Below are 22,665 nucleotides of genomic sequence, written 5' to 3'. Positions count from 1 at the left end.
CCTACCCGCGTTTCAGCTCGGCGGCCACCTGCCGCATGAGGTCCACCGAGGCCTCGTGCGGCAGGGCCTTCGCCGCCAGCCTGCGCAGCCCCTCCGCGTGGTGGGCGATCAGCTCCGGCTCCTCGAGCAGCTGGCCGCCCTTGTGCAGCATCCCGTCGTCCGCGCCGAACTCGAGCACCGTGAAGGCGCCCTCCCACCCGATGTGGTGACCGGCGTTGAACGGCACGATGCGGACGTCGGTGTACGGCCGCTGCGCGAACTCGACGGCGTGCTCGATCTGGTCGACGAGGACCGCCTCGTCGTCGTGCAGCGGCAGCCGGCGCAGCACCGACTCGTCGATCAGCGCCTGGAACTTCGACGGCTCCTCGCGCTCGAACAGCTCGCTCTGCCGGCGCAGCCGGAACTCGACGCGCTGCTCGTGATCGCCGGTCTTCTGCTCGTCGGTCGTCGCGCTCGCGTACCGCCGGGTCTGCATCAGCTCCGGGAACTGCATCGGCTCGAACGTGCCGACGAACACGGCCTCGGCCTCGAAGCCCACGTAGGTGAGCAGGGGGCCGGGCAGGGTCGCGCGGTACTCGTCCCACCACATCCGCCGTTTCGCCGCCCTGGCCAGCTCCAGCAGGTCGTCGACCAGCTGGGTGTCGTGCAGCCGGTAGTAGGCCAGGAGGCTGCGCAGGTCGCTGACCGAGATGGCGACGGTGCCGTTCTCGATCCGGATCAGCTTCGACAGTGACCACTCCATTTCGGCGGCCACCAGGTCCTGGGTCAGTTCACGCTCCCGCCGGAGCCGTCGCAACTCGGCTCGAAGGCGACGCTTGCCCACGATCGGTCCACTCATGGACTCTTCCCCCAAATCGCGTCCAGATGGCAACGCGGCGTCTCTACCCTCTTTGCGGCAAATGCACCTGGTGATTTCAGCCCGGTGACGTCAGCCCGGGACGTGCGCGGGCGCGGTGGCGATCGGCCCGGTGGGCCCGGCAAACGGGGCCGGCGCGGCGCCGGTGACGCTGCCGCGGCGGGCCAGGTTGAGGCCGACCAGGATGCCGGCGGCGACCGCGAGCGCGACGACGATGACGCCCGCGGCGATCCACCACGCCGTCGCGCTGCTCGTCGCATTGCTCGTCGCGGGCGGGCGGTCCGGGGCGGCCCGCGGCGGCGCCTGCTGGGGCTGCTGGGCCGGCCCGACCTGGGTCGTTTCCGCTTTCGGAGGCTTCTGCCGCTCCTGGGCTTTGCGCACCGGCGGAGGTGGGGGCTCGGCCTCCGCCGGTGCGAACGTGTCCTCGTCCGTGAGCTCGTCGTCCTCGGCGGTCGCCCAGGGGGAGGGGCGGACGGTCCAGTTGGACGCGCGGGCGTAGTAGGCCGGTGCCTCGGCGGGGTGCGCGTCGCCGCCCGGCGGCCGGGATGGTGGCTGGCGGGCGGGCGGTGGCACCGCCGGCGGAGGGGCCGGCGGGATCTCCGGCGCCGGTCGGTCCGGTGCGGTCGGCGCCCAGGGGGAGGGGGCGACCGGCGTGACCGTCGGCGTCGCCCGGGAGCGTGGCACCTCACGCGGCGGTGGGAAGTAGATCCCGTCCTCCGTGTGATCGTCGACTCGACGTCTGTGGTGCCGGCCCTCGGTCATCGAGCTCCCTTCTCGTCGGCGAGGCCGCTACGCAGCGCAAGGATGAGGATGCACGCTGCGGTCAACCTAGCACTGGAAACCGTCGATGTGTGACCGGGCGGCTACCCATTGATCAAGGGTGCTTCGCATCATCTGAGGACCACGCAATTCCGACAATTTTCTGGAATCTCTCAGATCTGGCATTGCCTCGCCGAATGTCCAGCACGTTCTCGGACGGCTGTCCGTGCTTTCGTCTCGTGGGGGCTCCTGTCGATGTCGGTCGATGTGCGGCTGGTGCGGTCACATCCCGCGCTGCGCGGTGCCGTGCTCCTCGCGGTGCTCAGCACCGGCTGGCTCGTGGCGCAGTGGCCGCACGTGCTCGTGCACCCCGCGATCGGCTGGATCCCCGTGCCGCTCAGCGCGGGGGTCGCCGCGGCCGTGTGCTTCCGCACCGCGCGCCTCATCGGCCCCGCCGGCCGCTTCTGGCGCCACCTCGGCATCACCATGGTGATCCTGCTGGCGGGCGTCGTCAGCAGCGCCGTGGACAGCCTCGCCGGCCCCGGCGCGCCCACCCAGCGGACCAGCGGCTTCTCCATGACGCTGTACCTCGGCGCCGTCCTGGTCCTCGTCTGGGCCCTGATCCGCCTGCCGATCCGCCGCCGCCTGATCACCTTCGGCCTCGACCTCGCCGTCGTGGTCTGCGCCGCCGCCCTCATGGGCTGGTTCCTCGCCATGCAACGGTCGCTGGAGCTGACCCGGGTCACCGGCACCGTGTGGACCATCTTCGGCATCCTCACGCTGCTGTTCGCCGGCCTCCTCGCCGTCGCGAAGGTCGCCCTCGCCGGCACCGGCGGCATCGACCGCACCGCACTGTGGGTCCTCGGCGGCACCGTCCTCGCCGGCGCCGGCCTCGGCGCGATCGCGCCGCTGCTGGAGTCCCGGCAGTACCTCAACGACTGCCAGCTGTCCATCCCGGTCTGCTCCGCGGGCATCGTCCTCGCCGCCCTCGCCCAGCGCTACACCACCCAGGCGTCGCTGGCCGCCCCACGCAAACCGCCCAGGCCGTTCAGCCTGCTGCCGTACCTCGCGGTCATCGTCGCCGACGGGTTCGTCCTCGCCGGGATCGGCCCCGACCGGACCAGCACCCGCGTCCTCGTCGGCGGCTCCGTCCTGCTCACCCTCCTCGTCGTCGCCCGGCAGCTCGTCTCCTTCTACGAGAACTCGACCCTGCTCGCCCGCGTCGACGCCAGCATGCTGGAACTGCGCCGGCACGAGCGCCGCTTCCGCTCCCTCGTGCAGAACTCCAGCGACGTCTTCGCCATCACCGACGCCGGCGGCCGCGTCACCTACGCCAGCCCGAGCCTCACCCGCTTCTACGGCGTGCCCGCCGACCAGTTCATCGGCAGCACCGTCAGCGACCGGGTCCACCCGGACGACCTCGACGCCCTGCGCCAGAATCCCGCCCTCCCCGGCGCCGCCCGCACCGTCCAGCTGCGCATGCGGCACGCCGACGGCAGCTGGCGCTGGTTCGAGGTCGTCACCACCAACCTCCTGCACGACCCGAGCGTCCGCGGCATCGTCAGCAACGCCCGGGACATCACCGAGAGCCGCCGGTACCAGGACCAGCTCACCTACCAGGCGTCCCACGACGCGCTCACCGGCCTCGCCAACCGCGCCCTCTTCCACACCAGCACCGTCGAGGCCGTCCGCGCCGCCCTGGTCGGTCACGACGCCGGCCTCGCCCTCGCACTGGTCGACCTCGACGACTTCAAGGCCATCAACGACCGCCTCGGCCACGCCGTCGGCGACGCGCTCCTCGTCGAGGTCAGCGAGCGCCTCCGCGCCAGCGTCCGCCCCGGCGACACCGTGGCCCGCCTCGGCGGCGACGAGTTCGCCGTCCTCCTGCCCGCCAGCACGGCCGCCGAGAGCGCCCGCATCGCGGAGACCTTCATCGACGCGCTCGCCGCCCCCGTCCGCGCCGCCGGCTACGAACTGCTCATCCAGGCCAGCATCGGCGTCGCCCGGCACACCGCCGACTGCGACGCGTCCGACCTCCTGCGCCGCGCCGACATGGCCATGTACGCCGCGAAAGAGCTGGGAAAGAGCCGCTGGGTCGAATACCGCCCGGAACTGGACGCCCACGCCGTCGAACACGCCCAGATTGCCGCCGACCTCAGCCAGGCCCTCGACCGCGACGAGCTGTACGTCCTCTACCAGCCCATCGTCGGCCTCCCCGACGGCGACGTCCGCGGCGTCGAGGCCCTCGTCCGCTGGCGCCACCCGACCCGCGGCCTCGTCTCACCCGTCACCTTCATCCCCGTCGCCGAACGCACCGGCCTCATCGTCCCCATCGGCGCCTGGGTCCTGCGCCAGGCCTGCGCCCAGGGCGCCCTCTGGGCCGCCACGCTCGGCGAACACGCCCCCTGGAAGATCAGCGTCAACGCCTCCGCCCGCCAGCTGCTCGAACCCGCCTTCGTCGCCACCGTCGCCGCCACCCTCGCCGACACCGGCCTCGACCCCGCCCGCCTCACCATCGAGATCACCGAAACCGCCGTCTTCGGCGGCGGCCGCGCCCTGGACACCGTCCGCGCCCTGCACGCCCTCGGCGTGAAGATCGCCCTCGACGACTTCGGCACCGGCCACTCCTCCCTCGGCCTGCTACGCACCTGCCCCGTCGACGTCCTCAAGGTCGACAAGTCCTTCGTCGACGGCGTCACCGGCACCGTCGAACAGGAGGCCATCGCCACCTCGATCAGCGAGATCGCCCAGGCGCTGCGCCTCGAAGCGGTCGCCGAGGGCGTCGAGACCGCCGCCCAGGCGGCGCGGCTGCTCGAACTCGGCTACCACCTGGCCCAGGGCTTCCACTTCGCCCGCCCACTCCCCGCGGCCGAGATCGCCCCCCTCTGCACCCGCACCGCCGTCCCCACCCATTGACGCGGGGCATCGCGGTCCTGAGTCGTCGTGACATTGGACCGGCAGGCGAGACCGCCTCCGCAGCGCCCGTCGGGACCGGCCACCTCTCAGTCCGTCGGGCAGTCACCGGCAGCGACGCACCTGCGGCCGTCCACGCCGCCTGCGCACGACCTGGCTGCGCACATCGCGGACGCTGACCTCAAGCAAGACGCGGGCGGGGTGGGGAAAGGTGCTCGCACCGTGTCCGTACGGCCTCCGTGACCGCGTCGTTTCCGCACACCCCGTGACCGCGCCGCCTCTGTAACCTCACCGCGCCGTGCTGGCCCGCTTGCATGGCGTGTCTCTTCGCGCATTCCGTGACCGCGCCGCTCCGCGCCGCTCCGCGCCGCTCCGCGCCGCTTGCACGGCCGTGGTGCTTCCGCGCGTTCCGTGGCCAAGCCGCTCCACGTCGTGTCAGTGCCTGCACCGCGCCGCTTGCATGGCCGCGTCGTTTCCGCACGTCTCCGCGACCTTGCCGCACCGCGTCGTCTCCGAGACCATGCCGTCCGCGCTGCTTCCGTGTCCGCGCTGCTTCCGTGTCCGCGCTGCTTCCGTGTCCGCGCTGCTTCCGTGTCCGCGCCGCCTCCGTGCCCGCGCTGCTTCCGTGCCCGCGCCGCTTGCAGGGCCGCGGTGCTTCCGTGTGTTCCTGTGGCGGTGTCGCATCGGGCCGTCTCCGCGACTGTGCCGTTCCGTGCCGCCTCCGTGGCCGCGCCGCACCGGGCCATCTCCGCAACCGTGCCGCCTCCGTGACCACGCAGCTTGCATGGCCGTGCCGCTCCGCACGCCTCCGCGACCATGCCGCTCCGCACGCCTCCGCGACCATGCCGCTCCGCACGCCTCCGCGACCATGCCGCTCCGCACGCCTCCGCGACCATGGCGTTCCGTGCCGATCGCATGGCGCGTCGTTTCCGCAGGTCTTCGCAACTGTGCCGCACTGTGCTGCCCGCGCGATCATGACGTTCCGTGCCGATCGCATGGCGCGTCGTTTCCGCAGGTCTTCGCAACTGTGCCGCACTGTGCTGCCCGCGCGATCATGGTGTTCCGTGCCGTGCGCGTGGCCGCGTCGGTTCCGCACGTCTCCGCGACCGCGCCGGACCGCCTCGCCTTCATAAACGAGCTTCGCGCAGGTCTCATCGGTGGTCATTGGACCGCGTCGCTTCCGCACCTGGCCACGACCGCGCGGTATCGCTTCCGCGAGCGCACCGCACCGCGATTCTTCCGTGGCCGGCCTCTCGCGCGGCCTCTCGCGCGGCCTCTCGCGCCCATTCGGTGTGGACCGCTCCGCGAGCGCGCCGCGCCACACTGCGGCGACCCGGCCTCCGCCCGGGCCGTGACGGCTGCTTGCCCAGGTCGCCGGTGCCTGTCGGCGGTGTCCGGCGGGACCGGGTCGCCCCGGGCGCACAACGACCGCGCGGCAGCGGGCCGGGGCGCCTGAGGGGAAGGCACGCTCCAGTCCGCTGCCGCTGGCCAGGTTGCGTTTGCGTCAGGCGGTCGTGCCCCACATCGCGGCGAACGCGGCAGCCTCGCCGGCCAGCCAGCGCTCGACCTCGCCCGGCTTGACGGCCGGGTCGGGGCGCAGGACGTCGCCGCGGCGGAGGTCGACGAGGACCGGTGTGGCGTTGGGCAGGACGAGGTCCATGTGGCGGGTCATGAGGTGCAGGGTGGCGACCGCCGCCTCGTCCTGCGGCGGGTCCTCGTCGAAGTGCAGCCGGACCGCCTCGCCGTGGCCGTCCGCATACCGCAGGCCGAAGTGCGGGTTGATCTTCACCGGAAGGTTGCCGAGCATGCCGAGGGCGTCGCGGGTCGGGGTGACCTCCACCTGCGACAGGTCGCCGAGCGACTCGACATACCGCAGCGCGCCGGGGACCACCGACTCATACAGCGGGCGCCACCGCGTGTTGACCTGATCGACGACCGCGTTGAGATAGGTGCCGCCGGTCCGGAAGCGGATGTCGGCCTTCAGTGCCTTGACGAGCTGCCCGTGCGGGTTGAAGCCGGAGCCCGACTCGCGCTGGCGGCGCAGGCCGCCCACGAAGCTCGCCTTGCGCGGGCCGGTGCGGCCGACATAGCGCGTGAAACTCAACAGTGTCGCGTACGGAACGGATCCCGGGGTGACGGTGGACACGGTCACTTGCGCTCTCCTCCCAGCCAACGAAAGTGGCCCAAGAACCCCAGCTCAAGAGCAGCTTTCGTACACACATTCTAATCGATCGGCGCCACATTTCCCAGTCTCGGGAGACTGTCTGTGAAACACACCGGTTAAGTAGGTAGGGTGGGCCGCATGACGACGTACCACTGGTTCCTCCCGACGACCGGCGACGGCGATCAGGTCGGCGCGGCCACCGTCGCCGCCGGAGCGGCCGCACACGTCCGGACGCCCACCGTCGCCTACCTGTCGGAGGTCGCCCGCGCCGCCGAGGAGGCGGGGTTCGCGTCGGTGCTGACACCGGTCGGCGCCGGATGCCTCGACCCGCTCGTGATGTGCACGGCGATCGCCCAGCACACGACGACGCTGCGGATGCTCGTCGCGTTCCGGGCCGGGTTTACGCTGCCGACGCTCCTCGCCCAGCAGGCGGAGGCCTTCCAGTGGATCTCCGGCGGCCGCCTCGCGCTCAACGTCGTCACGGGCGGTGACCAGCAGGAGCAGCGCGCCTACGGTGACTTCGCCGACCACGACGGCCGCTACGCCCGCACCGCGGAATATCTCCAGGTGCTCCGCAACACGTGGAAGGGTGAGCGGTTCGACTTCCACGGCGACTACTACCACGTCGAATGCGGCGGCCTCGGTACGCCGCTGGCCGACGTCCCACCGATCTACTTCGGCGGTGCGTCACCTGCGGCCGAGGCGGTGGCCGCCCGGCACGCCGACGTCTACCTCATGTGGGGCGAGCCGCCGGCCGCGATCGCCGAGCGGGTCGCGCGGATGCGCGCCAAGGCCGCGGAGCACGGCCGGACGCTCCGCTTCGGGCTGCGCGTCCACGTCATCGTCCGCGACGACGCCGACCAGGCCTGGGCGGAGGCCGACCGGCTGCTGCGCGGCATGGACCCGGCCAGGATCGCGGCGGCGCAGGCCCGGTTCGCCCGGATGGACTCCGTCGGCCAGGCGAGGATGACCGCCCTCAACGCCGGCACGCCCGACGGCCTGGTCATCGCCCCCAACCTCTGGGCGGGCGTCGGCCTGGTCCGCGAGGGCGCCGGCACCGCGCTGGTCGGCAGCCCGGAGGAGATCCGGCGACGCCTCGCCGAATACGAGGGCGTCGACGAGTTCATCCTCTCCGGCTGGCCCCATCTGGAGGAGGCCCACCGCGTCGGCGCCGCCCTCCTCGGCAAGCGCTCCGATCTGACCCCGGCCCTGACCTGATCCACCCGCCGGACGAGCCCACGGCGGGGGAGTCAGCCGATCAGGTCCGAGACCGGGCCCAGCATGAGCCGCGTGCCGAAGGCGAGGGACGCCAGCGAGACGATGACGAAGAACGCGACGAAGACGATCGCCGGCACGCGCGTCAGCCGGCCGATCTGGTCGGCGTCGGAGTTGGGGGCCTGGCGGCGGAAGCGGGACTGCTGCAGCTCGAACACGGCCCTGACCCCGCCGAGCAGCATGAACCACGAGAACGCGTAGGCGAACGCGCCCTGCACCTGGGGCGAGCCGAACCATGAGACGCCGAAGATGATGGCGCCGGCGACGACGACGGAGACCACGCCGTAGACGTTGCGGATCATGATGAGCATGGCGGCGAGCAGGATCAGCAGCAGCCAGAGCAGGACCGTGATGCGGCCGGCGCCGAGGATCGCCGCGGCGCCGAGCCCGAGCAGCGACGGCGTGATGTATCCGGCGAGACCGGTCACCACCATGCCGAGGCCATTGGGCCGGCCCTTCGACAGCGTCAGCCCCGACGTGTCCGAGTGCAGGCGGATGCCCGAGAGCCGCCGCCCGCTCAGGACCGCGGCCAGGGCGTGCCCGCCCTCGTGCGCGATGGTGACGAAGTTGCGCATGACCCGCCAGGCGGGCCGCAACAGGACGGCCAGCAGCGCCACGACGGCGGTGGCGATGACGACCTCGCGCGGGGGCGCGGGCAACCGGCTGAATGCGTCGCTCAACACATCGAACACGAATGCAGAGCCTGCCACCTGACGTGTTGAATGAACAGCGTGGAGATCAGGCGCTTTGTCGACACCGACTGGCACGGCGAGCGGGCAGGGCTGTGGGACACCTGGCACGAGGTCGTCTCCGCCGGGGAGAGCTATGACAACGACCCGGCCTCCACCGAGCAGGACGCCCGGTCGCACTGGCTGCTCCCGCCGCCCTTCGAGGTCTGGGTGGCGGTCGAGGACGGCGACGTGCTCGGCACCTACAAGGTCGGCCCCAACAAGGGGCGGCTCGGCGACCACGTGGCGAACGCCAGCTTCATGGTGTCGTCCCGTGCGCGCGGCCGCGGACTGGGCCGCACCCTGGGCGAGCACTGCCTGGACCGAGCCCGTGCGCTCGGCTACACCGCGATGCAGTTCAACGCGGTCGTCTCGACCAACACCGTCGCCCTGCGGCTGTGGCGCTCGCTCGGCTTCATCATCGTCGGCACGATCCCGGACGGCTTCCGCAGCACGAAGCACGGGTTGGTCGACTTCCATATCATGTATCGGCGGCTGTAACGGTCTACGACGCCGAAAAGGTCCCCCACATGGGGAGTAATGCCTGGTAATGGTTGTGACCTTCATCTTGCATTCTGTACGAATACCCCGATGCGTACTCCCCCCGAAGCGCGCGACGACACCGACGACGGCCTCCGATCGCTCAGCGAGGACCTCACCGGCTACCGCATCGGTGACGCCTATCAGCTGATCGAACCGATCGGCGGCGGTGGCACCGGCACCGTGTGGCGTGCCCGTGCGCTGCAGGGCGACGAAGAGGTCGCCGTCAAGCTGATGCGCGAAGACCTCATGGCGGAGCCGAAGGCGGTCAACCGCTTCGTGCAGGAACGCGCGATCCTGCTCATGCTGCGCCACCCGCACATCGTGCGGGTCCGTGACCTGGTCACCGTCGGCACGTCGCTCGGCCTCGTCATGGACCTCGTCGACGGCGGCAGCCTCCGCGACCACCTGCACGAGCAGGGCACCCTGGCGCCCGCCGCGGCCGCGACGCTGCTCGCCCAGGTCGCCGACGCCCTGTCGGCGGCGCACCGGCGCGGCATCGTGCACCGCGACCTGAAGCCCGACAACATCCTGCTCGACCGTGAGGGCGACGAGCCGCACACCCGGCTCACCGACTTCGGGATCGCGCGGGTGCTGGACACGCCGAGCATGACGACGCCGGGCGCGCTCGTCGGCACCGCCAACTACATCGCGCCGGAGGCCGTCTACGGCGGGCGGCCGGCACCCTCCGCCGACGTCTACGCCCTCGGCGTGGTGCTCTTCGAGCTCGTCACCGGGCGGCCGCCCTACGCGGGCGGCCCGGCGTGGGCGATCCTGCGCCGGCACGTCGACGAGTCGCCGCAGCCGGTGGAGGGAATGCCCGAGGCCATCTGGCGGGTCGTGCTCGCCTGCATGGAGAAGCGGCCGGGCCGCCGCCCGACGGCGAAGGAGGTGGCCCACACGCTGCGCGTGGTGGCGAAGCGCACCGAGGACGAACCGCCGCTGCCGCCCCAACCCGTATTCCATGAGCTGCCCTCCTTCGAACCGCCGGTGCCGAATCCCCGACCGCCGACATCATCGCGCTCACGTATGACAGTTCTCGCCGTCGTGCTCGCGTTGCTGGGGATCGCCGCGGTCCCCGCGTGGAGGATCGCGCAGCGGCCGGCCACCGGCACCGCGGTCCAGCGGCCGGTCACGCCACCGGCGAGCGCCGGCGGGCAGGCCGCGAAGCCGCAACCGGGCGCCGTGTCGACGGGGCCGGGCGGTAGTCGTACACCTGGCGGCTCGAGAATCGGAGCGGGGGCGCCGACGGTCTCGGCCGGTCCGGTCGAGGCGATCGTGTGGGGTGCCTGGCAGTGCGCCGACGCGTACACCTGGGACCTCGGCCATCCGGTCCTGGCGCAGCCGTGCCATCAGACCAGCTCCGTCGCCGTCCGCATGACCGGGCACACGCAGGCGCTCCCGGCGATCCAGGCCGACGTCTCGATCTCGCTCCAGGACGCCGACACCAAGCGGGTCGTCGACGGCCCGCACACGTGCAAGGAGCTGATGTTCACCGACTTCGCCCCGGAGCACGAGTGCGGCCCGTTCGAGGTCACCCCGCCGCGCGGCCACCGCTACGTCGTGGTGCAGAAATGGGTCTACACGAGCCGGGCGATCCTGCCCGGGGGAGAGGTCAGCGGGATCGAGTTCGACTGGTAGGAAAAGCCGCTGGAATTGTCGTACCCATGTGGTGGGGTGTCGGCATGATAGCCACCGAGCCGCCGGGCCTCGACCAACTTCTCACCGATCACCGGCCGGACATCGCCGCACTCGCCCGCCATCTGCGGGATGTCATCGTCGGCGCCCGGCCCGAGTTGACCGAGCGTCTCTACAAGGGCTGGCACGGGCTGAGCTTCCACCATCCCGAGCGCGGCCATGTCGCCGCGATCTTCCCCGGCGCCGACTCGGTGTCGGTCGGCTTCGAGCACGGCGCCGACCTGCCCGACCCGCACGGCCTGCTGCACGGCACCGGCAAGCGGCTGCGCTACCTGCACTTCGTGCCCGGTGTGTCCGCGCCGACCCGCGAGCACCTGGTCGAGTATCTGGGCCTGGCGATCCCCTAGCCGGGCGCCACGGGCAGACCGTCGGACCGCGTCGCACGGCCGTCCTCGGTGACGACCGCGTGCCGGGCGTGTCCGCGCCGACCCGCGAGCACCTGGTCGAGTATCTGGGCCTGGCGATCCCCTAGCCGGGCGCCACGGGCAGACCGTCGGACCGCATCGCACGGCCGTCCTCGGTGACGACCGCGCACTCATGGCCGGGCAGCTGGGCCAGCCAGTCGATGCCGGCCTCACCCATCGCCAGGGCCGCCGTCGCGTAGGCGTCCGCCGTGCCGAGGTCCGGCCCGACGACGGTCACCGAGCGCAGGGCGGACGCGGGCTCACCGGTGAAGGGATCGAAGACGTGCAGGCCACGCTCATAGGTGCCGGACGTCGCCACCGCCATGTCGGTCACCTCCAGGACCCACGCCAGCGACAGCGCCTCCCACGGATGGCGCACGCCGACCCGCCACGCCGAGCGCTCGGGCGCCGCGCCGCGGACGAAGACGTCACCGCCGGCGTTCAGGCAGTGGTGGGAGGAGCCGAGCAGCCGCAGCCGGTCGCAGGCGCGCTGCACCGCCCACCCCTTGACGTAGCCCGACGGGTCGAGCCGCCCGCCGGCCATGACGTCGAAGTAGCCCCGCGTCTCGTCCCACAGCTGCGCGCACCGGTCGAGGACCTCGCCGACGAGCGGCGAGCAGTCCTCCCGCCGCAGCTCGCCACGGCCGAGCCGGCTGATCTCACTGTCGGTCCTGTAGGTGCTGAAGATCGTGTCGACCTGCCGCAGCCAGGCGAAGACCTCGTCGGCGAGGCGTTCGAGCTCCGGCACCGGCAGCGGGTCGGCGAGGTCGAGGCTCACGGCCATGCCCATCACGTGCTCGACCCGCACCAGCACGGGTCAGGCCTGAAACGCGCGGTCGATCGCCGACTGCAGCGACAGCTTGTAGCCCGAGCTGGTGTAGGTGGCGCCGGAGACCGTGTCGATGTTCGCGCTCTGCGACGACAGCGCCTGCGACCTGAGCTTCGGCAGGGCGTTGTTGTTGATCTGCACCGACCGGGAGTGGTCGGTCGGCGAGTCCAGCACCTTGATGTCGGTGATCTTGCCGCCGGAGACGACGATCGACAGCTCGACCGAGCCGTATTCGACGTAGATGGCGTTGCCGTTGAAGGTGCCGTCCTTCATGGTCGTGCGCGGCGGCTTCGGCGCCGCCGTGGTCGGCTTCGGCGCGGTCGTCGTCTTCGTGCCGCCACCGGCGGGTGGCGCGGCCGCGGTGGTGGTCATGGTGGTCGCCCCGCCGTTGCCGGGCGGCATCGACGCCGGGGGAGCGGCACCGCCTGACGGCGGCGGCACCGAGCCGCTCGGCACGGGCCCGGTCGCGCCGGCTGCCTGCGGGTTCAGGGGGCGGTCGGTGGGGCTGCTGAAGCCGGCCTTGGCACCCACCAGCAGGACGGTGCCCGCCGCGGTGCCCATCAGGGCGATCATCGCGCGTCTCACGAAGGACCAACTCTCATGAACGGGGGGAGCACGGCTGTCAGAACTCGAAGGGGTCGAGGTGGATCTGCCGCCGCGGCACCCTGAGCCGCCGCAGCACCTGCAGCGACTGCGTGACGAGACCGTCCGGGCCGCACAGGTAGATGTCGCGTTCGGTGATGTCGGGCACCAGCTCGCGCATCCCCGGCGGGGTGAAGAGGCGCCGCGGGCCGGGGTCGCGCCGGTCGCCGACGACGAACCACAGCGTGGCGTGCCGCAGGTCGGCGAGGTGCTCCAGCTCGTCGCGCAGGTGCAGGTCGTGCACGGCCGACGCCCGGTAGATCACGATGGCGCCCGGCGGCAGCTCCTCCAGCAGTGCGCGGATCGGACCGATGCCGCTGCCGGCCGCGATGAGCACCGTCCGCGACTTGACCCGCCGGCTCGCCGTGAAGTCGCCCCATGGGCCCTCGACGAAGATCCGCACACCCGGGCGCAGGTCGCGCATCGCCATCGTGTGGCTGCCGACGGTCTTCACGGTGAGCCGCAGCCAGCGCCCGTTCGGCGCGGCGGACAGCGAGAAGGGGTGCGCCTGCCACCACAGCCCCCGCGCCAGGAAGCGCCACCTGAAGAACTGCCCGGCCTGCGCGTCCAGGTCGTGCAGCCGGTTGCCGGTGATGTAGATCGACACCATGTCGGGGCCTTCGGCGACGACGTCCGCCACCTCGAGCCGGTGCCGCAGGTTCAGCGTCAGCGGCGCCACGATCCGGCCCCAGACCACCGCGACGATCATGACCCCGTAGAAGACCATCCACAGCGTCCGCCCGAGACCCGGCTTGAAGAGCTCCTGCCCGTTGGAGAACTGGTGGGCGAAGCCGAGCAGCAGCGCCAGGTAGGCGGTCAGGTGCAGGAAGTACCACAGCTCGTAGGGCAGGGCCCGCCGCAGCCCGCGGATGCTCAGCAGGCCGATGCACACCAGCATGCCGGCCGCGAGGAAGGCGGTGACCATGTCCTCGTATTCGGTCAGGATCGTGCCGAGCTCGCTGACGAAGCCGACCCGGTCCGCGTAGGCATAGCCGACGGTGATCAGCGACGCGTGCGCGAGGATCATGACCAGCACCGAGCCGCCGAGCTCGCGGTGCCACAGGCCGAGGTGCCGGGCGCCGATCCAGCGCTCGAGCGTCACCAGCCGGCTCATCAGGATCACCTGCACCAGCAGCAGGTAGCCGGCGATCAGGCCGGTGACCCGGCCCGCCGACTGGAAGACCTCGGCGGTGGTGTCGATCGAGCCCGGCTTCGTCCCGAGCCACCACGGCAGCAGCGCGAGGACGAGACCGCCCCAGAACAGGGTGCGCAGCAGGAACCGTCCGGCACTGTTGTGCTCGACGGGGCGTGCCGCGGGGGCCGCCAGACTGCCTGTCTGACGTTGTTGCCGGGGGGCGGTCATGGTTGATCTTGTCTCATGTGGTTCCACTGTCATTGGTCGTATCAGAGGCCGCCGGCCGACGGCCATGGGCTTAAGCCGGACTTCAACCTGCGCACAAGATGCTCGCACGTGCATGTGGCGGCCGTGCGCCTGGAATGCGCGCACCTAGAATGGCGCGATGCAGCGGTTCTGGCGAATCGTCCTGATCGTCCTCGCGGTGGTGGCCGCGATCGGCGCGACAGGGCTCGGTGTGGCCTACTCGCTCGGCGTCTTCACCGAAGCGGGCCGCTTCCAGGCCGCCCCTGACTGCGCGGTGCTCGACGCGTCGTCGGTCGCCGCTGTGGTGCCGGCGGCGAAGGTCGAATCCGACGGCGCCAACTGCACGGCCGGCGACGGGCAGACACAGCTCAACGTCGGCTTCACGGTCGTGCAGAAGAAGGGCACCGTCGGCGGCCCGGAGCTCGCGTCCCGCTACCTCGACGTGGTCGGCGGCACCGACACCGAACGCCTCGACGGCGTCGGCGACCAGGCGATCCGTCAGCGGGTCCGGGCGATCGGCCAGCCGCAGATCATCACGATGCGGGTCAGCAACCTGATCATCGTGCTGTCGGTGGCCAACCTGAGCGGCGGCGAGCTCCCCGCCGCGGCGGACGCGGGCCTGGTCGGCGTCGCCAAGTCCCTGGCCACCAACCTCAACCGCTGACCGGCCCGGCCGGGAAAAGCGCCGAGCGGGAACGCTCGTAAGAGCGGCCCGACCGGGTCAAGGCGGCCCGGCCGGGACGGAACGACGGACACGAGCAGGCGGACGGCAGGGGCTAAACTCGCCCGCCCTGCACAAAATCACAAAAGGTGCGAATGGGACATCAGGGCAGTTGACGCTGGAAGCGACCCGCCGCGTCCGAGCGGTCCTGGTAGCCGAGGGCCTTGTAGAACGCGTGCGCGCCCTCGCGGGTCCGCAGGCTGGTCACCTCGACGCTGTGGCAGCCGCGCATCAGGCCGAACGTCTCGGCCGCCGCGACCAGGCTGGTGCCGATCCCGCGCCCGCGGGCGGAGTCGGCCACGGCGAGCGCCACGATCCGCAGCCACGACCCGTCCTTCTCGAACGACGGGATGATGTGCGCCGCGATCACCCCGAGCAGCCGCCCGCGCTCGTCCCAGACGAACGCGCCCCCGTCCGGATGGTCGACCCAGGAGCGCATGCGCCCGGCGGTGTCGGTCCCCTCCTGGGGATAGCCAAGCTGCTCCAGCAGCGTCGTCACCTGCTCGGTATCGTCGGTGGACAACCGGCGGACACCGCGGGCGACCTGCATCCGGTAGGCGTGCAGCACGTCAGCGCTCATGAATGCAGCGTAGAACCGGCGGCGCCGTTTGTGTCGGTCTGAACGCAGTCATTCACGTCCGCGATGCACGTGCATCGGAAAACCGCCACTTGACTCTCCGCGTGAGGCCTCTACCATCCGCATCCGCAAGTGCACGTGCACCTAGATCGCGCACGAGTCGTCGGCGCAGGCATCCGCGGCCGCCGGAGCGGCCGGCAGCGCCTGCTTCAGCGCCTGCGCGAACACCGAGGCGGCCTGGGCGCCGGAGACGCCGATCTGCTCGTTGAACACGAAGAAGGGCACGCCGCTGATGCCGTACGCACGGGCGGTCGCGATGTCGGCCCGGACCTCGGCCTCGTAGGAGCCGTCGGCGAGGGCCGACTTGGCCGCCACCTCGTCCAGCCCCACGGAAGCGGCGAGCCCGGCGAGCACCTCCCGGTCGCCCACGTCGGCGCCCTCGGTGAAGTACGCCTGCATCAGCCGCTCCTTCAGCGCGCCCTGCAGGTCGTACGCCTTGGCGAAGTGCAGCAGCCGGTGCGCGTCCAGGGTGTTCGCCGTGCGGGCGCGATCGAAGTCGTACGCCAGACCCTCGGCGGCCGCGAGCGCCGTGACGTGCTCGAACATGCCCTGCACCCGGTCCTTGGACAGGCCGAGCTTCGCCGCCAGCGACTCGCCGACCGGGCGGGAGTCGCCGGTCGGCGTCGTCGGGTCGAGCTGGAAGCTGCGCCACGTCACAGAGACCGCCCCGTCGAACTCCGCCAGGGCGGTCTCCAAGCGGCGCTTCCCGATGTAGCACCACGGACAGACGATGTCGGACCAGACGTCGACCTGGATCATGCGCGCTCCCTACTCGTTGACGGTTCAACAATAGCGCGCACGACAGCGGTCACCAGTCGGAGTTCGAGCCTCCGGTACCGAGGATGACCTGGTCGAACGTGTTGCCGTCGTTGTCGTCGGTGTAGGCGACGCTGACCTCACCCCACGGTGACACCGCGACCACCAGCTGCTCCTGCCGGCCCGTCGCCGTCTGGCTCAGGACCTGCGGGGCCAGCCGGCCCGTCGAGGTGCCGTCGGGGTTGAACCCGCGGACCGACACGTCGAGACCGCCCACGGTCCAGGCGACGACCGAGTTCGCCTGGTCGTCGACGCCGGCCGACGGCGCCGCGCCACCGTTGGCGGCGAGCACCTCCACGTGCCGAGGCGTGCCGTCGGCGAGGAACGACCGGGTCCACACGCCGGCGGTGCCGGTGTGGTCCGACTCCCACGCGACCGTGAACGCCCCCGAGTACGTCGCCGCGATCGACGCCCGTCGCTGCTGCCCGTCGCCGAGGCTGTTGGCGGTGCGGCGGGAGAGGTTCACGGCACCGTTGGACTTCGCCAGCCGCACCAGGCCGATGTTGTCGAAACCGTTGCCGTCGCCGTCCTCGTCCCAGACGACCAGGGCGTCGCCGGACGCCGAGACCGCGACGTCGGGCCGGTGGTGCGCGCCCGTGGTCTGCGAGGCGAACACCTCGTAGGCCTTCGTCGTCGGCCCCGTGTACCCGGCGGCCTTCACCCGGTACGTACTGCCCTGCACGTCCTCCCACACGACGCTGAACGCGACCGCCGCCGTACCGGGGGCGCCGTCCGGGTCGACGGCCACCTTCGGCACGATCTGGTCGCCGGCGGCGTCGGCGTTGGCGCGGCCGGAGGCGGTGACGCTGCCGGTGGGGGAGACGACCCGGTAGACGATGTTGAACGCGCCGTTGCCGTCCGGGTCCTCGGCCCAGACCACGACGGCGTTGCCCTTGTCGTCGAGGCCCACGTCGGGGCTGATGTGCTTCCAGTTGGTGCCGGACGTGCCGCCCGCCGACAGCTTGAGCTCATACTTCGCGACGCCGTCGGTGAACAGCCGCAGCCAGATGTCGGAGTGGCTGTTGTTCTCCGGCGTGGTGCTGTCCCGGTCGTCCTCCCAGACCACCGCGACCTGCCCGTTGCGGTTGGCGGCGATGGCGGGGGTGTCCTGGTCGCCGGTGGCGACGCTGTTGGCCGTCGTCCACGTCATCGACGCGGCGGCGAGAGTCGCGGCGAGCGCGACCGAGGTGATGGCTGCCATTTTGCTGAGGTCTCCTAGAGGGCCCGAAGGCCGGGCTGGCCGTCGAGGATCGCGAACGACTTGAGGGTGGTGGCCGCGGCGCCGTGCTCGGTGACCGAGCTGACCGCGCGGAAGTCCGCCCGGACCTGCGCGCGGCTGATCGTGGTCCGCACGTAGCCGCGCAGCCCGGAGTGGAACTTGAGGTGCGGGTTCGTGCCGACGTTGGGGATCGCGGTCGCCGCGGAGCCGTTGCCGCCGGACGTGATCGACGTGCAGACGAGCTCGGTGCCGATGGTCGCGGAGCTGCTGTTGGCGTAGTCGGCCTTCAGGTCGTTGGCCCACGCCGCGTGTACGTCACCCGTCAGCACCAGCGGGTTGCGCACGGACCGGTCGAGCCAGCCCTGCTGGATGCGGGACCGGGACGCGCGGTAGCCGTCCCAGGCGTCCATGCTCGCCGCGCCGCTGCTGTCGAACTGCCGCGCGAAGAACACCTGCTGGCCGAGGATGTCCCAGGTGCCGTAGTGCTGGGCGAGCCCGTCGAGCAGCCACGCCTCCTGCGCCGCGCCGGTCAGCGAGCGGCTCGCCGTGTCCGCGGCGGCGCACACCTTCCAGCCGTCGCCGCAGGCCTGGTCGTCGCGGAACTGCCGGGTGTCGAGCATGTGGAAGGTGGCGAGCGTGCCCCAGCGGACCCGCCGGTACAGCGGGATGCTGTTGCCCGTCGGCGCCTGGCTCGGCCGCAGCGGCATGTTCTCGTAGTAGGCGCGGTAGGCGGCGGTACGGCGGGCCGTCCACTGCGCCGCGGTGAGCACCGGGCTGCTGTCGTTGCGCACCATGTTGGCGTAGTTGTTCTCGACCTCGTGGTCGTCCGGCACGACCAGCCACGGCGCGATCGCGTGCGCCGCCTGCAGGTCCGGGTCCGACTTGTACTGCGCGTACCGGCGGCGGTAGTCGGCGAGCGAGACGATCTCGGCACCGGCGTGCTGGCGGACGCCGCCGGTGCCGGCGCCGCCCTCGTAGATGTAGTCGCCCAGGTGCAGGATCAGGTCCGGGCGGTCCTCGGCCATGCGGCGGTAGGCCGTGTAGTAGCCCGACTCGTAGTGCGAGCAGGACGCGAACGCCATCACCAGGTCGCGGCCGGCGGTGCCGAGCGCCGGGGCGGTGCGGGTCCGCCCGACGGGGGAGAGGTGGCCCTGCGCGCGGAAGCGGTAGTAGTACTCGGCGTCCGGTGCGAGCCCGCCCGCGACCACGTGGACGGAGTGCGCGTCGGCGTAGCGGGCGGTGACCGACCCGGACGCGACGAGCGAGCTGAACGTGTCGGTCGTGGACACCTGCCAGTCGACGGTGACGTCGGCGTTCGCCATGCCGCCCTGCCCGTCGGCGTTCAGCGGCGACGGGGCGAGCCGGGTCCACAGCACGACGCTGTCCGCGGCCGGTTCGCCGGAGGCGACGCCGAGCTTGAACGGGAACGGTACGGCGGCCTGAGCGCTGGCGAGCGGCAGTGCGACGGCCCCGGCGGTGGCCAGTCCACTGAGGACGAACGTGCGGCGGCTGAGCCTATTCATGCTCGACACTTTTATCAGAGTCGATGAACGGATGGTGTCCGTAAGCTAGCCGCGGGCTGCATTCGGTGTACGGCCGAACTGCTTGCGGAACGCGCGGTGGAAGCTCGCCACGTTCCCGAACCCCGCCTCCGTGGCCACGTCGATGACGCGCAGGTGCCGCATCGCCGGGTCCGCCAGGTGCCGCGCCGCGCGCTCCAGCCGCAGCCGCCGCACCGTGGCCGCGTAGGACGCCTCGTGCCCCGCGAAGAGCCCGTGCACCGTCCGGACCGAGATGCCGAGCCGCCGCGCGGTCGCAGCGGGCGACAGGTCCTCGTCGGTGAGATGTTCCTCGATGTCCTGGATGCAGGTGTGGTACGACCTGGGCGAGCGCACCGGTGCCAGGATCGACGGCTCGAGCGCGATCGACAGCATGCCGGCCGCGTGCAGGGCCAGCCGTGCCGCGGTCGCCTCCCGCAGGGGGTCCCGCGCCAGGCTCTCCATCGAGTGCCGCACGGCCGCGCCCACGCCGGCGACGGTGTCGATCGCCGTCGCCGTGCGCACGGGCTCACTCATGGTCATGCTCGCCGCCGGAACGAACAGCGACAGCTGACGGAAGTCGCCGCCGAACTCGAAGCGGAACGGCTCGTCCGCGTCGACGACGGCCAGGTCGCCGGGGCGCAACGTGGCCACCCTGCCGTGCTGCGCCATCAGGCTGGTGCCGCTGACCTGCAGGTTCGCGTAGTACCCGCCGATCGGGTCGCGGGCGACACCGGCCTCGGTGCGGTGCACGGTCTGCCGCTGCGACTCGATCCGCGCCAGGCTCAGCGCCCCCAGCCGCCACTGCGTCACCGACCCGGCGAACCCGTTGCGCAGGTCCGACTCCGGCGTCAGCGCCAGGAACGCCTCGCAGATCAGCTCGCGCCAGTGCGTGAACTGCTGCCCCGGTGCCAGCGCCGACGTCGTCCAGTAGCTGCGGTTGTCCACCGTGCGTCTCCTATGCCGCTCCCCGCCGTCATGCAACGCCCGGTCCGGGCCCGCCCGACATGGTTGCGACGTCCTTCCGACACCGTTTCATCCGCGGGTACGTTCATCCGCGGGTACGTTCATCCGCGGGTACGTTCATCCGCGGGTACGTTCATCCGCGGGTACGGAAGTAGCCGTTCGCCGATCCGGTGAACATCAGCGGTACCGCGGCCCAGACGGCGGCGATGTGCAGCCCTCTGGACACGGCGGTCGCCCACCAGGTCAGGTCCGCGTCGTCGGCGAGGGCGGTCAGCGAGTTGCCGTCCGCCAGCCACGAGACCGGCTCGATGACCAGCGACAGCGTCCCGGCGACGCCGAGCACCAGGGCGAGCGCGACGCGGGCCCAGTTGCGCCCCGCCCGCATCCTGACGGTCGTGAGGATCGCCGCGGCGTACACGGCGCACCGGAACAGCACCCCCGGCAGCGGGTTGTCGCCGGCCTGGCCGGACCCGACGACGATGACGGTTTCGATCGCGCCGAGCGCGACGGCGGCGAGCCACAGCCCCGCCGAGGCCCGCACCGCGACGGGCGGCCGGCCGGTGGTCTGAAGAGTCATACCCTTCACTGTTCGCCGTCCCCGCCCGCCCGGCACTCCCCTTGACCACCGGATCCGTGCTGCGGCTAGCCCCCGTACCGGCCGAGCATCGCCAACGCGTCCGCCGTCATCGTCTCGATGATCTCGGCCGCCGGCAGCAGCGACGTGACGAGCCCGACCCCCTGCCCCGCGAGCAGCGGCATCTCCTCCAGGTCACCGGTGGTCACCCCGCGCATCGGCACGAGGTTGGAGAACCGGTGCATCGTCACCGTCTCCCCGCCCAGCACCGTCTCCCCGATCACCGGCAGTTCCTCCGGCGTCCCCGGCGCGTCCAGCCACTCGCGCACCACCCGGTTGCGCAGCACCCGCATCGGGTTGAAGTCCGGCGTCCCGGGCCCGAACATCGACGTGCTGACGGTCTCGGTGGCCTCGAAGCTCACCAGCCGGCTCTTGTACCCGTCGTGCGCCTCCGACTCCCCGGTGGCCACGAACCGCGTGCCGACCCACGCCCCGTCGGCGCCCAGCATCAGCGCCGCCGCCACCCCACGCCCGTCCGCGATCCCGCCCGAGGCCAGCACCAGCGCCGGCGCCACCGCGTCCACCACCAGCGGCACCAGCGCGAACACCGGCAGCGTCGCCGCGTTGTGCCCACCCGCCTCCTGCCCCTGCGCAACCACCACGTCGACCCCGTCGTCAACCGCCCGCTTCGCCGCGTCGACGTCACTGAGCTGCTCGAACACCCGCACCCCCGCGGCGTGCAGCTGATCGATCCAGGCCCGCTTCGGATGCCCCCAGTGAAACGACACGACCGCCACGCCGGCCTCGCACACCGCGTCGATCTGCGCCTGCTCCGTGAACACCGTGATGAAGTTGACGTTGAACGGCCGATCCGTCCCGTGCTGGATCGCCTTCACCGTCTCCGTCAGCGCCGCCGCCGGCATGAGCGCCGCCCCGAGCGATCCGAGCGCCCCCGCGTTGCTGACAGCCACCGGCAACTCCGGCGTCATCCCCACGAACGCCATGCCGGCCTGCGCGATCGGGGTGGTGAGGCCGAACGCCTCCGTGAACCTGGTCCTGAGTCGCATACCTCGCACCGTGCCCGACCCGCCCCACCCTCGTGTTGCCCCCCGCGCACCCCACGTCGCATTCCGTGCAGACGTCACCGACCCGACACCCGCACACTGTTCCCGTGGCCGCATGGATGACCCTGACCGCCGCAACCGCCGGCGCCGCGATCGCCCTGATGGGGCAGTACCTGACCAGCCGGAACGAAACCAGCGTGCGCCGCTCCGAACTGGTCCTCGAGCAGTGCTCGCAGCTGGTCTCGCTGTCCGAGGACTTCCGCAACCGCCTCTGGGAGGAGCGCGAACTCGGCCAGACCGGCCGGGTCGACGGCTGGGACCTGGCCGCATACCGCCTGGCCGCCGCCCGGCTGACCATCCTCTGCCGCCACCAGCCGCTCCTGTCCGCCCTCCACGAGATGACCGAAGCCGGCAAGCGCCTGGGCGCCTACTGGCGCCGCGGCACCACGGACGCCGCCGAGCTCGAACTGCGATACGAGCACCACAAGGCCTCGATCCAGACCTTCGTCGAGCGGAGCGGCTCATTCGTCCGCCCCCGCCTGGGCCGCTTCTGATAAACCCGCGACGGCCCTCTGACCTGCACAAACCGGCCTTCGAGCATTCGCCTGCGGCCCCCCGCAAAGCCTATGAACTGTGGTGCGCCCGGTAGGGATCGAACCTACGACCTTGGGATTAGAAGAAGCTCGCCGATGCCGGGTCGGATGCCTCGGCCGCAGGTCAGCGTGTCGGAGAACGTCGGCTGACGTAGGCGGCAACCGGTGGCCTTGGCTGTACGGCTGGCTGTACGGCCAAGGCCCCCGCACTGCAGTGCTCGCAAGGGCTGACACGGCCCCAACTGTTGCAGCTCGGCTAGTACGGCAGCCGCCGTTCGGGATGTTGCTGGTTGACGGGGCTGGACAGAGCACGGCCACCGCGTGATCGTCTGTGCGTTGTGGACACAA

General features: G+C 71.6%; 21 protein-coding genes. 7 read left to right on the top strand and 14 right to left on the bottom strand.

Annotated elements, in window-relative coordinates:
• Position 1 precedes the first annotated feature (1 nt).
• Both ACZ6TV_RS14890 and ACZ6TV_RS14885 read right to left on the bottom strand, forming a co-directional pair.
• Complete coding sequence (locus ACZ6TV_RS14890) at positions 2-838, bottom strand: DUF5753 domain-containing protein (protein ID WP_465297710.1); 837 nt, start codon at positions 836-838, stop codon at positions 2-4.
• 90 nt (positions 839-928) lie between these two features.
• On the bottom strand, positions 929-1,618 hold the full coding sequence (locus tag ACZ6TV_RS14885; protein ID WP_465297709.1) for a hypothetical protein: 690 nt from the start codon (positions 1,616-1,618) through the stop codon (positions 929-931).
• Positions 1,619-1,870: 252 nt separating this feature from the next.
• On the opposite strand from ACZ6TV_RS14885, the gene ACZ6TV_RS14880 reads away from it, so the two are divergent.
• On the top strand, positions 1,871-4,531 hold the full coding sequence (locus tag ACZ6TV_RS14880; RefSeq protein ID WP_465297708.1) for a putative bifunctional diguanylate cyclase/phosphodiesterase: 2,661 nt from the start codon (positions 1,871-1,873) through the stop codon (positions 4,529-4,531).
• 1,501 nt (positions 4,532-6,032) lie between these two features.
• Here ACZ6TV_RS14880 and ACZ6TV_RS14875 read toward each other — a convergent pair.
• On the bottom strand, positions 6,033-6,680 hold the full coding sequence (locus ACZ6TV_RS14875; RefSeq protein WP_465297707.1) for a hypothetical protein: 648 nt from the start codon (positions 6,678-6,680) through the stop codon (positions 6,033-6,035).
• A gap of 150 nt (positions 6,681-6,830) precedes the next feature.
• On the opposite strand from ACZ6TV_RS14875, the gene ACZ6TV_RS14870 reads away from it, so the two are divergent.
• A complete protein-coding gene (locus ACZ6TV_RS14870) occupies positions 6,831-7,910 on the top strand; it encodes an LLM class flavin-dependent oxidoreductase (protein WP_465297706.1) in 1,080 nt (359 codons plus the stop codon).
• A 32-nt stretch (positions 7,911-7,942) separates the two neighbouring features.
• On the opposite strand, the gene ACZ6TV_RS14865 is transcribed toward ACZ6TV_RS14870, so the two are convergent.
• A complete protein-coding gene (locus ACZ6TV_RS14865) occupies positions 7,943-8,659 on the bottom strand; it encodes a M50 family metallopeptidase (RefSeq protein ID WP_465297705.1) in 717 nt (238 codons plus the stop codon).
• A 30-nt stretch (positions 8,660-8,689) separates the two neighbouring features.
• On the opposite strand from ACZ6TV_RS14865, the gene ACZ6TV_RS14860 reads away from it, so the two are divergent.
• The 3 genes from ACZ6TV_RS14860 (at position 8,690) to ACZ6TV_RS14850 (ending at position 11,280) form a co-directional block, all read left to right on the top strand.
• A complete protein-coding gene (locus ACZ6TV_RS14860; RefSeq protein ID WP_465297704.1) occupies positions 8,690-9,196 on the top strand; it encodes a GNAT family N-acetyltransferase in 507 nt (168 codons plus the stop codon).
• A 90-nt stretch (positions 9,197-9,286) separates the two neighbouring features.
• A complete protein-coding gene (locus ACZ6TV_RS14855) occupies positions 9,287-10,876 on the top strand; it encodes a serine/threonine-protein kinase (protein WP_465297703.1) in 1,590 nt (529 codons plus the stop codon).
• Between the two features lie 44 nt (positions 10,877-10,920).
• A complete protein-coding gene (locus ACZ6TV_RS14850) occupies positions 10,921-11,280 on the top strand; it encodes a DUF1801 domain-containing protein (RefSeq protein WP_465297702.1) in 360 nt (119 codons plus the stop codon).
• A gap of 121 nt (positions 11,281-11,401) precedes the next feature.
• Here ACZ6TV_RS14850 and ACZ6TV_RS14845 read toward each other — a convergent pair whose 3' ends face one another.
• Genes ACZ6TV_RS14845 through ACZ6TV_RS14835 form a run of 3 tightly spaced genes read right to left on the bottom strand, consistent with a single transcriptional unit; the run spans position 11,402 to position 14,171 of the window.
• Positions 11,402-12,127, bottom strand: coding sequence for an FAD:protein FMN transferase (locus tag ACZ6TV_RS14845; RefSeq protein ID WP_465297987.1), 726 nt, complete (start codon positions 12,125-12,127; stop codon positions 11,402-11,404).
• Positions 12,128-12,154: 27 nt separating this feature from the next.
• The gene (locus ACZ6TV_RS14840) at positions 12,155-12,751 is read right to left on the bottom strand and encodes an FMN-binding protein (protein WP_465297701.1); all 597 of its coding nucleotides are present in this window, start codon (positions 12,749-12,751) and stop codon (positions 12,155-12,157) included.
• A gap of 37 nt (positions 12,752-12,788) precedes the next feature.
• On the bottom strand, positions 12,789-14,171 hold the full coding sequence (locus ACZ6TV_RS14835; protein WP_465297700.1) for a ferredoxin reductase family protein: 1,383 nt from the start codon (positions 14,169-14,171) through the stop codon (positions 12,789-12,791).
• 157 nt (positions 14,172-14,328) lie between these two features.
• Here ACZ6TV_RS14835 and ACZ6TV_RS14830 point away from each other — a divergent pair, with 157 nt between their 5' ends.
• Positions 14,329-14,853, top strand: coding sequence for a hypothetical protein (locus ACZ6TV_RS14830; RefSeq protein WP_465297699.1), 525 nt, complete (start codon positions 14,329-14,331; stop codon positions 14,851-14,853).
• A gap of 160 nt (positions 14,854-15,013) precedes the next feature.
• Here the strand turns inward: ACZ6TV_RS14830 and ACZ6TV_RS14825 are convergent, their stop codons facing one another.
• From ACZ6TV_RS14825 to ACZ6TV_RS14795, 7 genes are all read right to left on the bottom strand, one after another.
• The gene (locus tag ACZ6TV_RS14825) at positions 15,014-15,490 is read right to left on the bottom strand and encodes a GNAT family N-acetyltransferase (protein WP_465297698.1); all 477 of its coding nucleotides are present in this window, start codon (positions 15,488-15,490) and stop codon (positions 15,014-15,016) included.
• A 141-nt stretch (positions 15,491-15,631) separates the two neighbouring features.
• Positions 15,632-16,306 carry a DsbA family oxidoreductase gene (locus ACZ6TV_RS14820; RefSeq protein WP_465297697.1) on the bottom strand — a complete coding sequence of 225 codons (675 nt, stop codon included), beginning with the start codon at positions 16,304-16,306 and terminating at the stop codon, positions 15,632-15,634.
• A gap of 49 nt (positions 16,307-16,355) precedes the next feature.
• Positions 16,356-17,564 carry a hypothetical protein gene (locus ACZ6TV_RS14815; RefSeq protein ID WP_465297696.1) on the bottom strand — a complete coding sequence of 403 codons (1,209 nt, stop codon included), beginning with the start codon at positions 17,562-17,564 and terminating at the stop codon, positions 16,356-16,358.
• Positions 17,565-17,578: 14 nt separating this feature from the next.
• Entirely contained in the window at positions 17,579-19,105 is a 1,527-nt protein-coding gene (locus ACZ6TV_RS14810; RefSeq protein WP_465297695.1) for an alkaline phosphatase D family protein, read from the bottom strand.
• Between the two features lie 45 nt (positions 19,106-19,150).
• Entirely contained in the window at positions 19,151-20,068 is a 918-nt protein-coding gene (locus ACZ6TV_RS14805; RefSeq protein ID WP_465297694.1) for an AraC-like ligand-binding domain-containing protein, read from the bottom strand.
• A 151-nt stretch (positions 20,069-20,219) separates the two neighbouring features.
• Positions 20,220-20,663 (bottom strand): hypothetical protein, encoded by a 444-nt coding sequence (locus tag ACZ6TV_RS14800; protein ID WP_465297693.1) that lies wholly within the window; start codon positions 20,661-20,663, stop codon positions 20,220-20,222.
• Positions 20,664-20,728: 65 nt separating this feature from the next.
• The gene (locus tag ACZ6TV_RS14795; RefSeq protein ID WP_465297692.1) at positions 20,729-21,727 is read right to left on the bottom strand and encodes an NAD(P)H-dependent flavin oxidoreductase; all 999 of its coding nucleotides are present in this window, start codon (positions 21,725-21,727) and stop codon (positions 20,729-20,731) included.
• A gap of 104 nt (positions 21,728-21,831) precedes the next feature.
• Between ACZ6TV_RS14795 and ACZ6TV_RS14790 the strand changes: the two genes are divergently transcribed.
• Entirely contained in the window at positions 21,832-22,278 is a 447-nt protein-coding gene (locus tag ACZ6TV_RS14790; RefSeq protein WP_465297691.1) for a hypothetical protein, read from the top strand.
• Positions 22,279-22,665 lie beyond the last annotated feature (387 nt).

The sequence above is a fragment of the Dactylosporangium sp. NPDC051087 genome (genome assembly GCF_055586325.1).
This window is presented reverse-complemented; position numbering and strand designations above follow the sequence as displayed.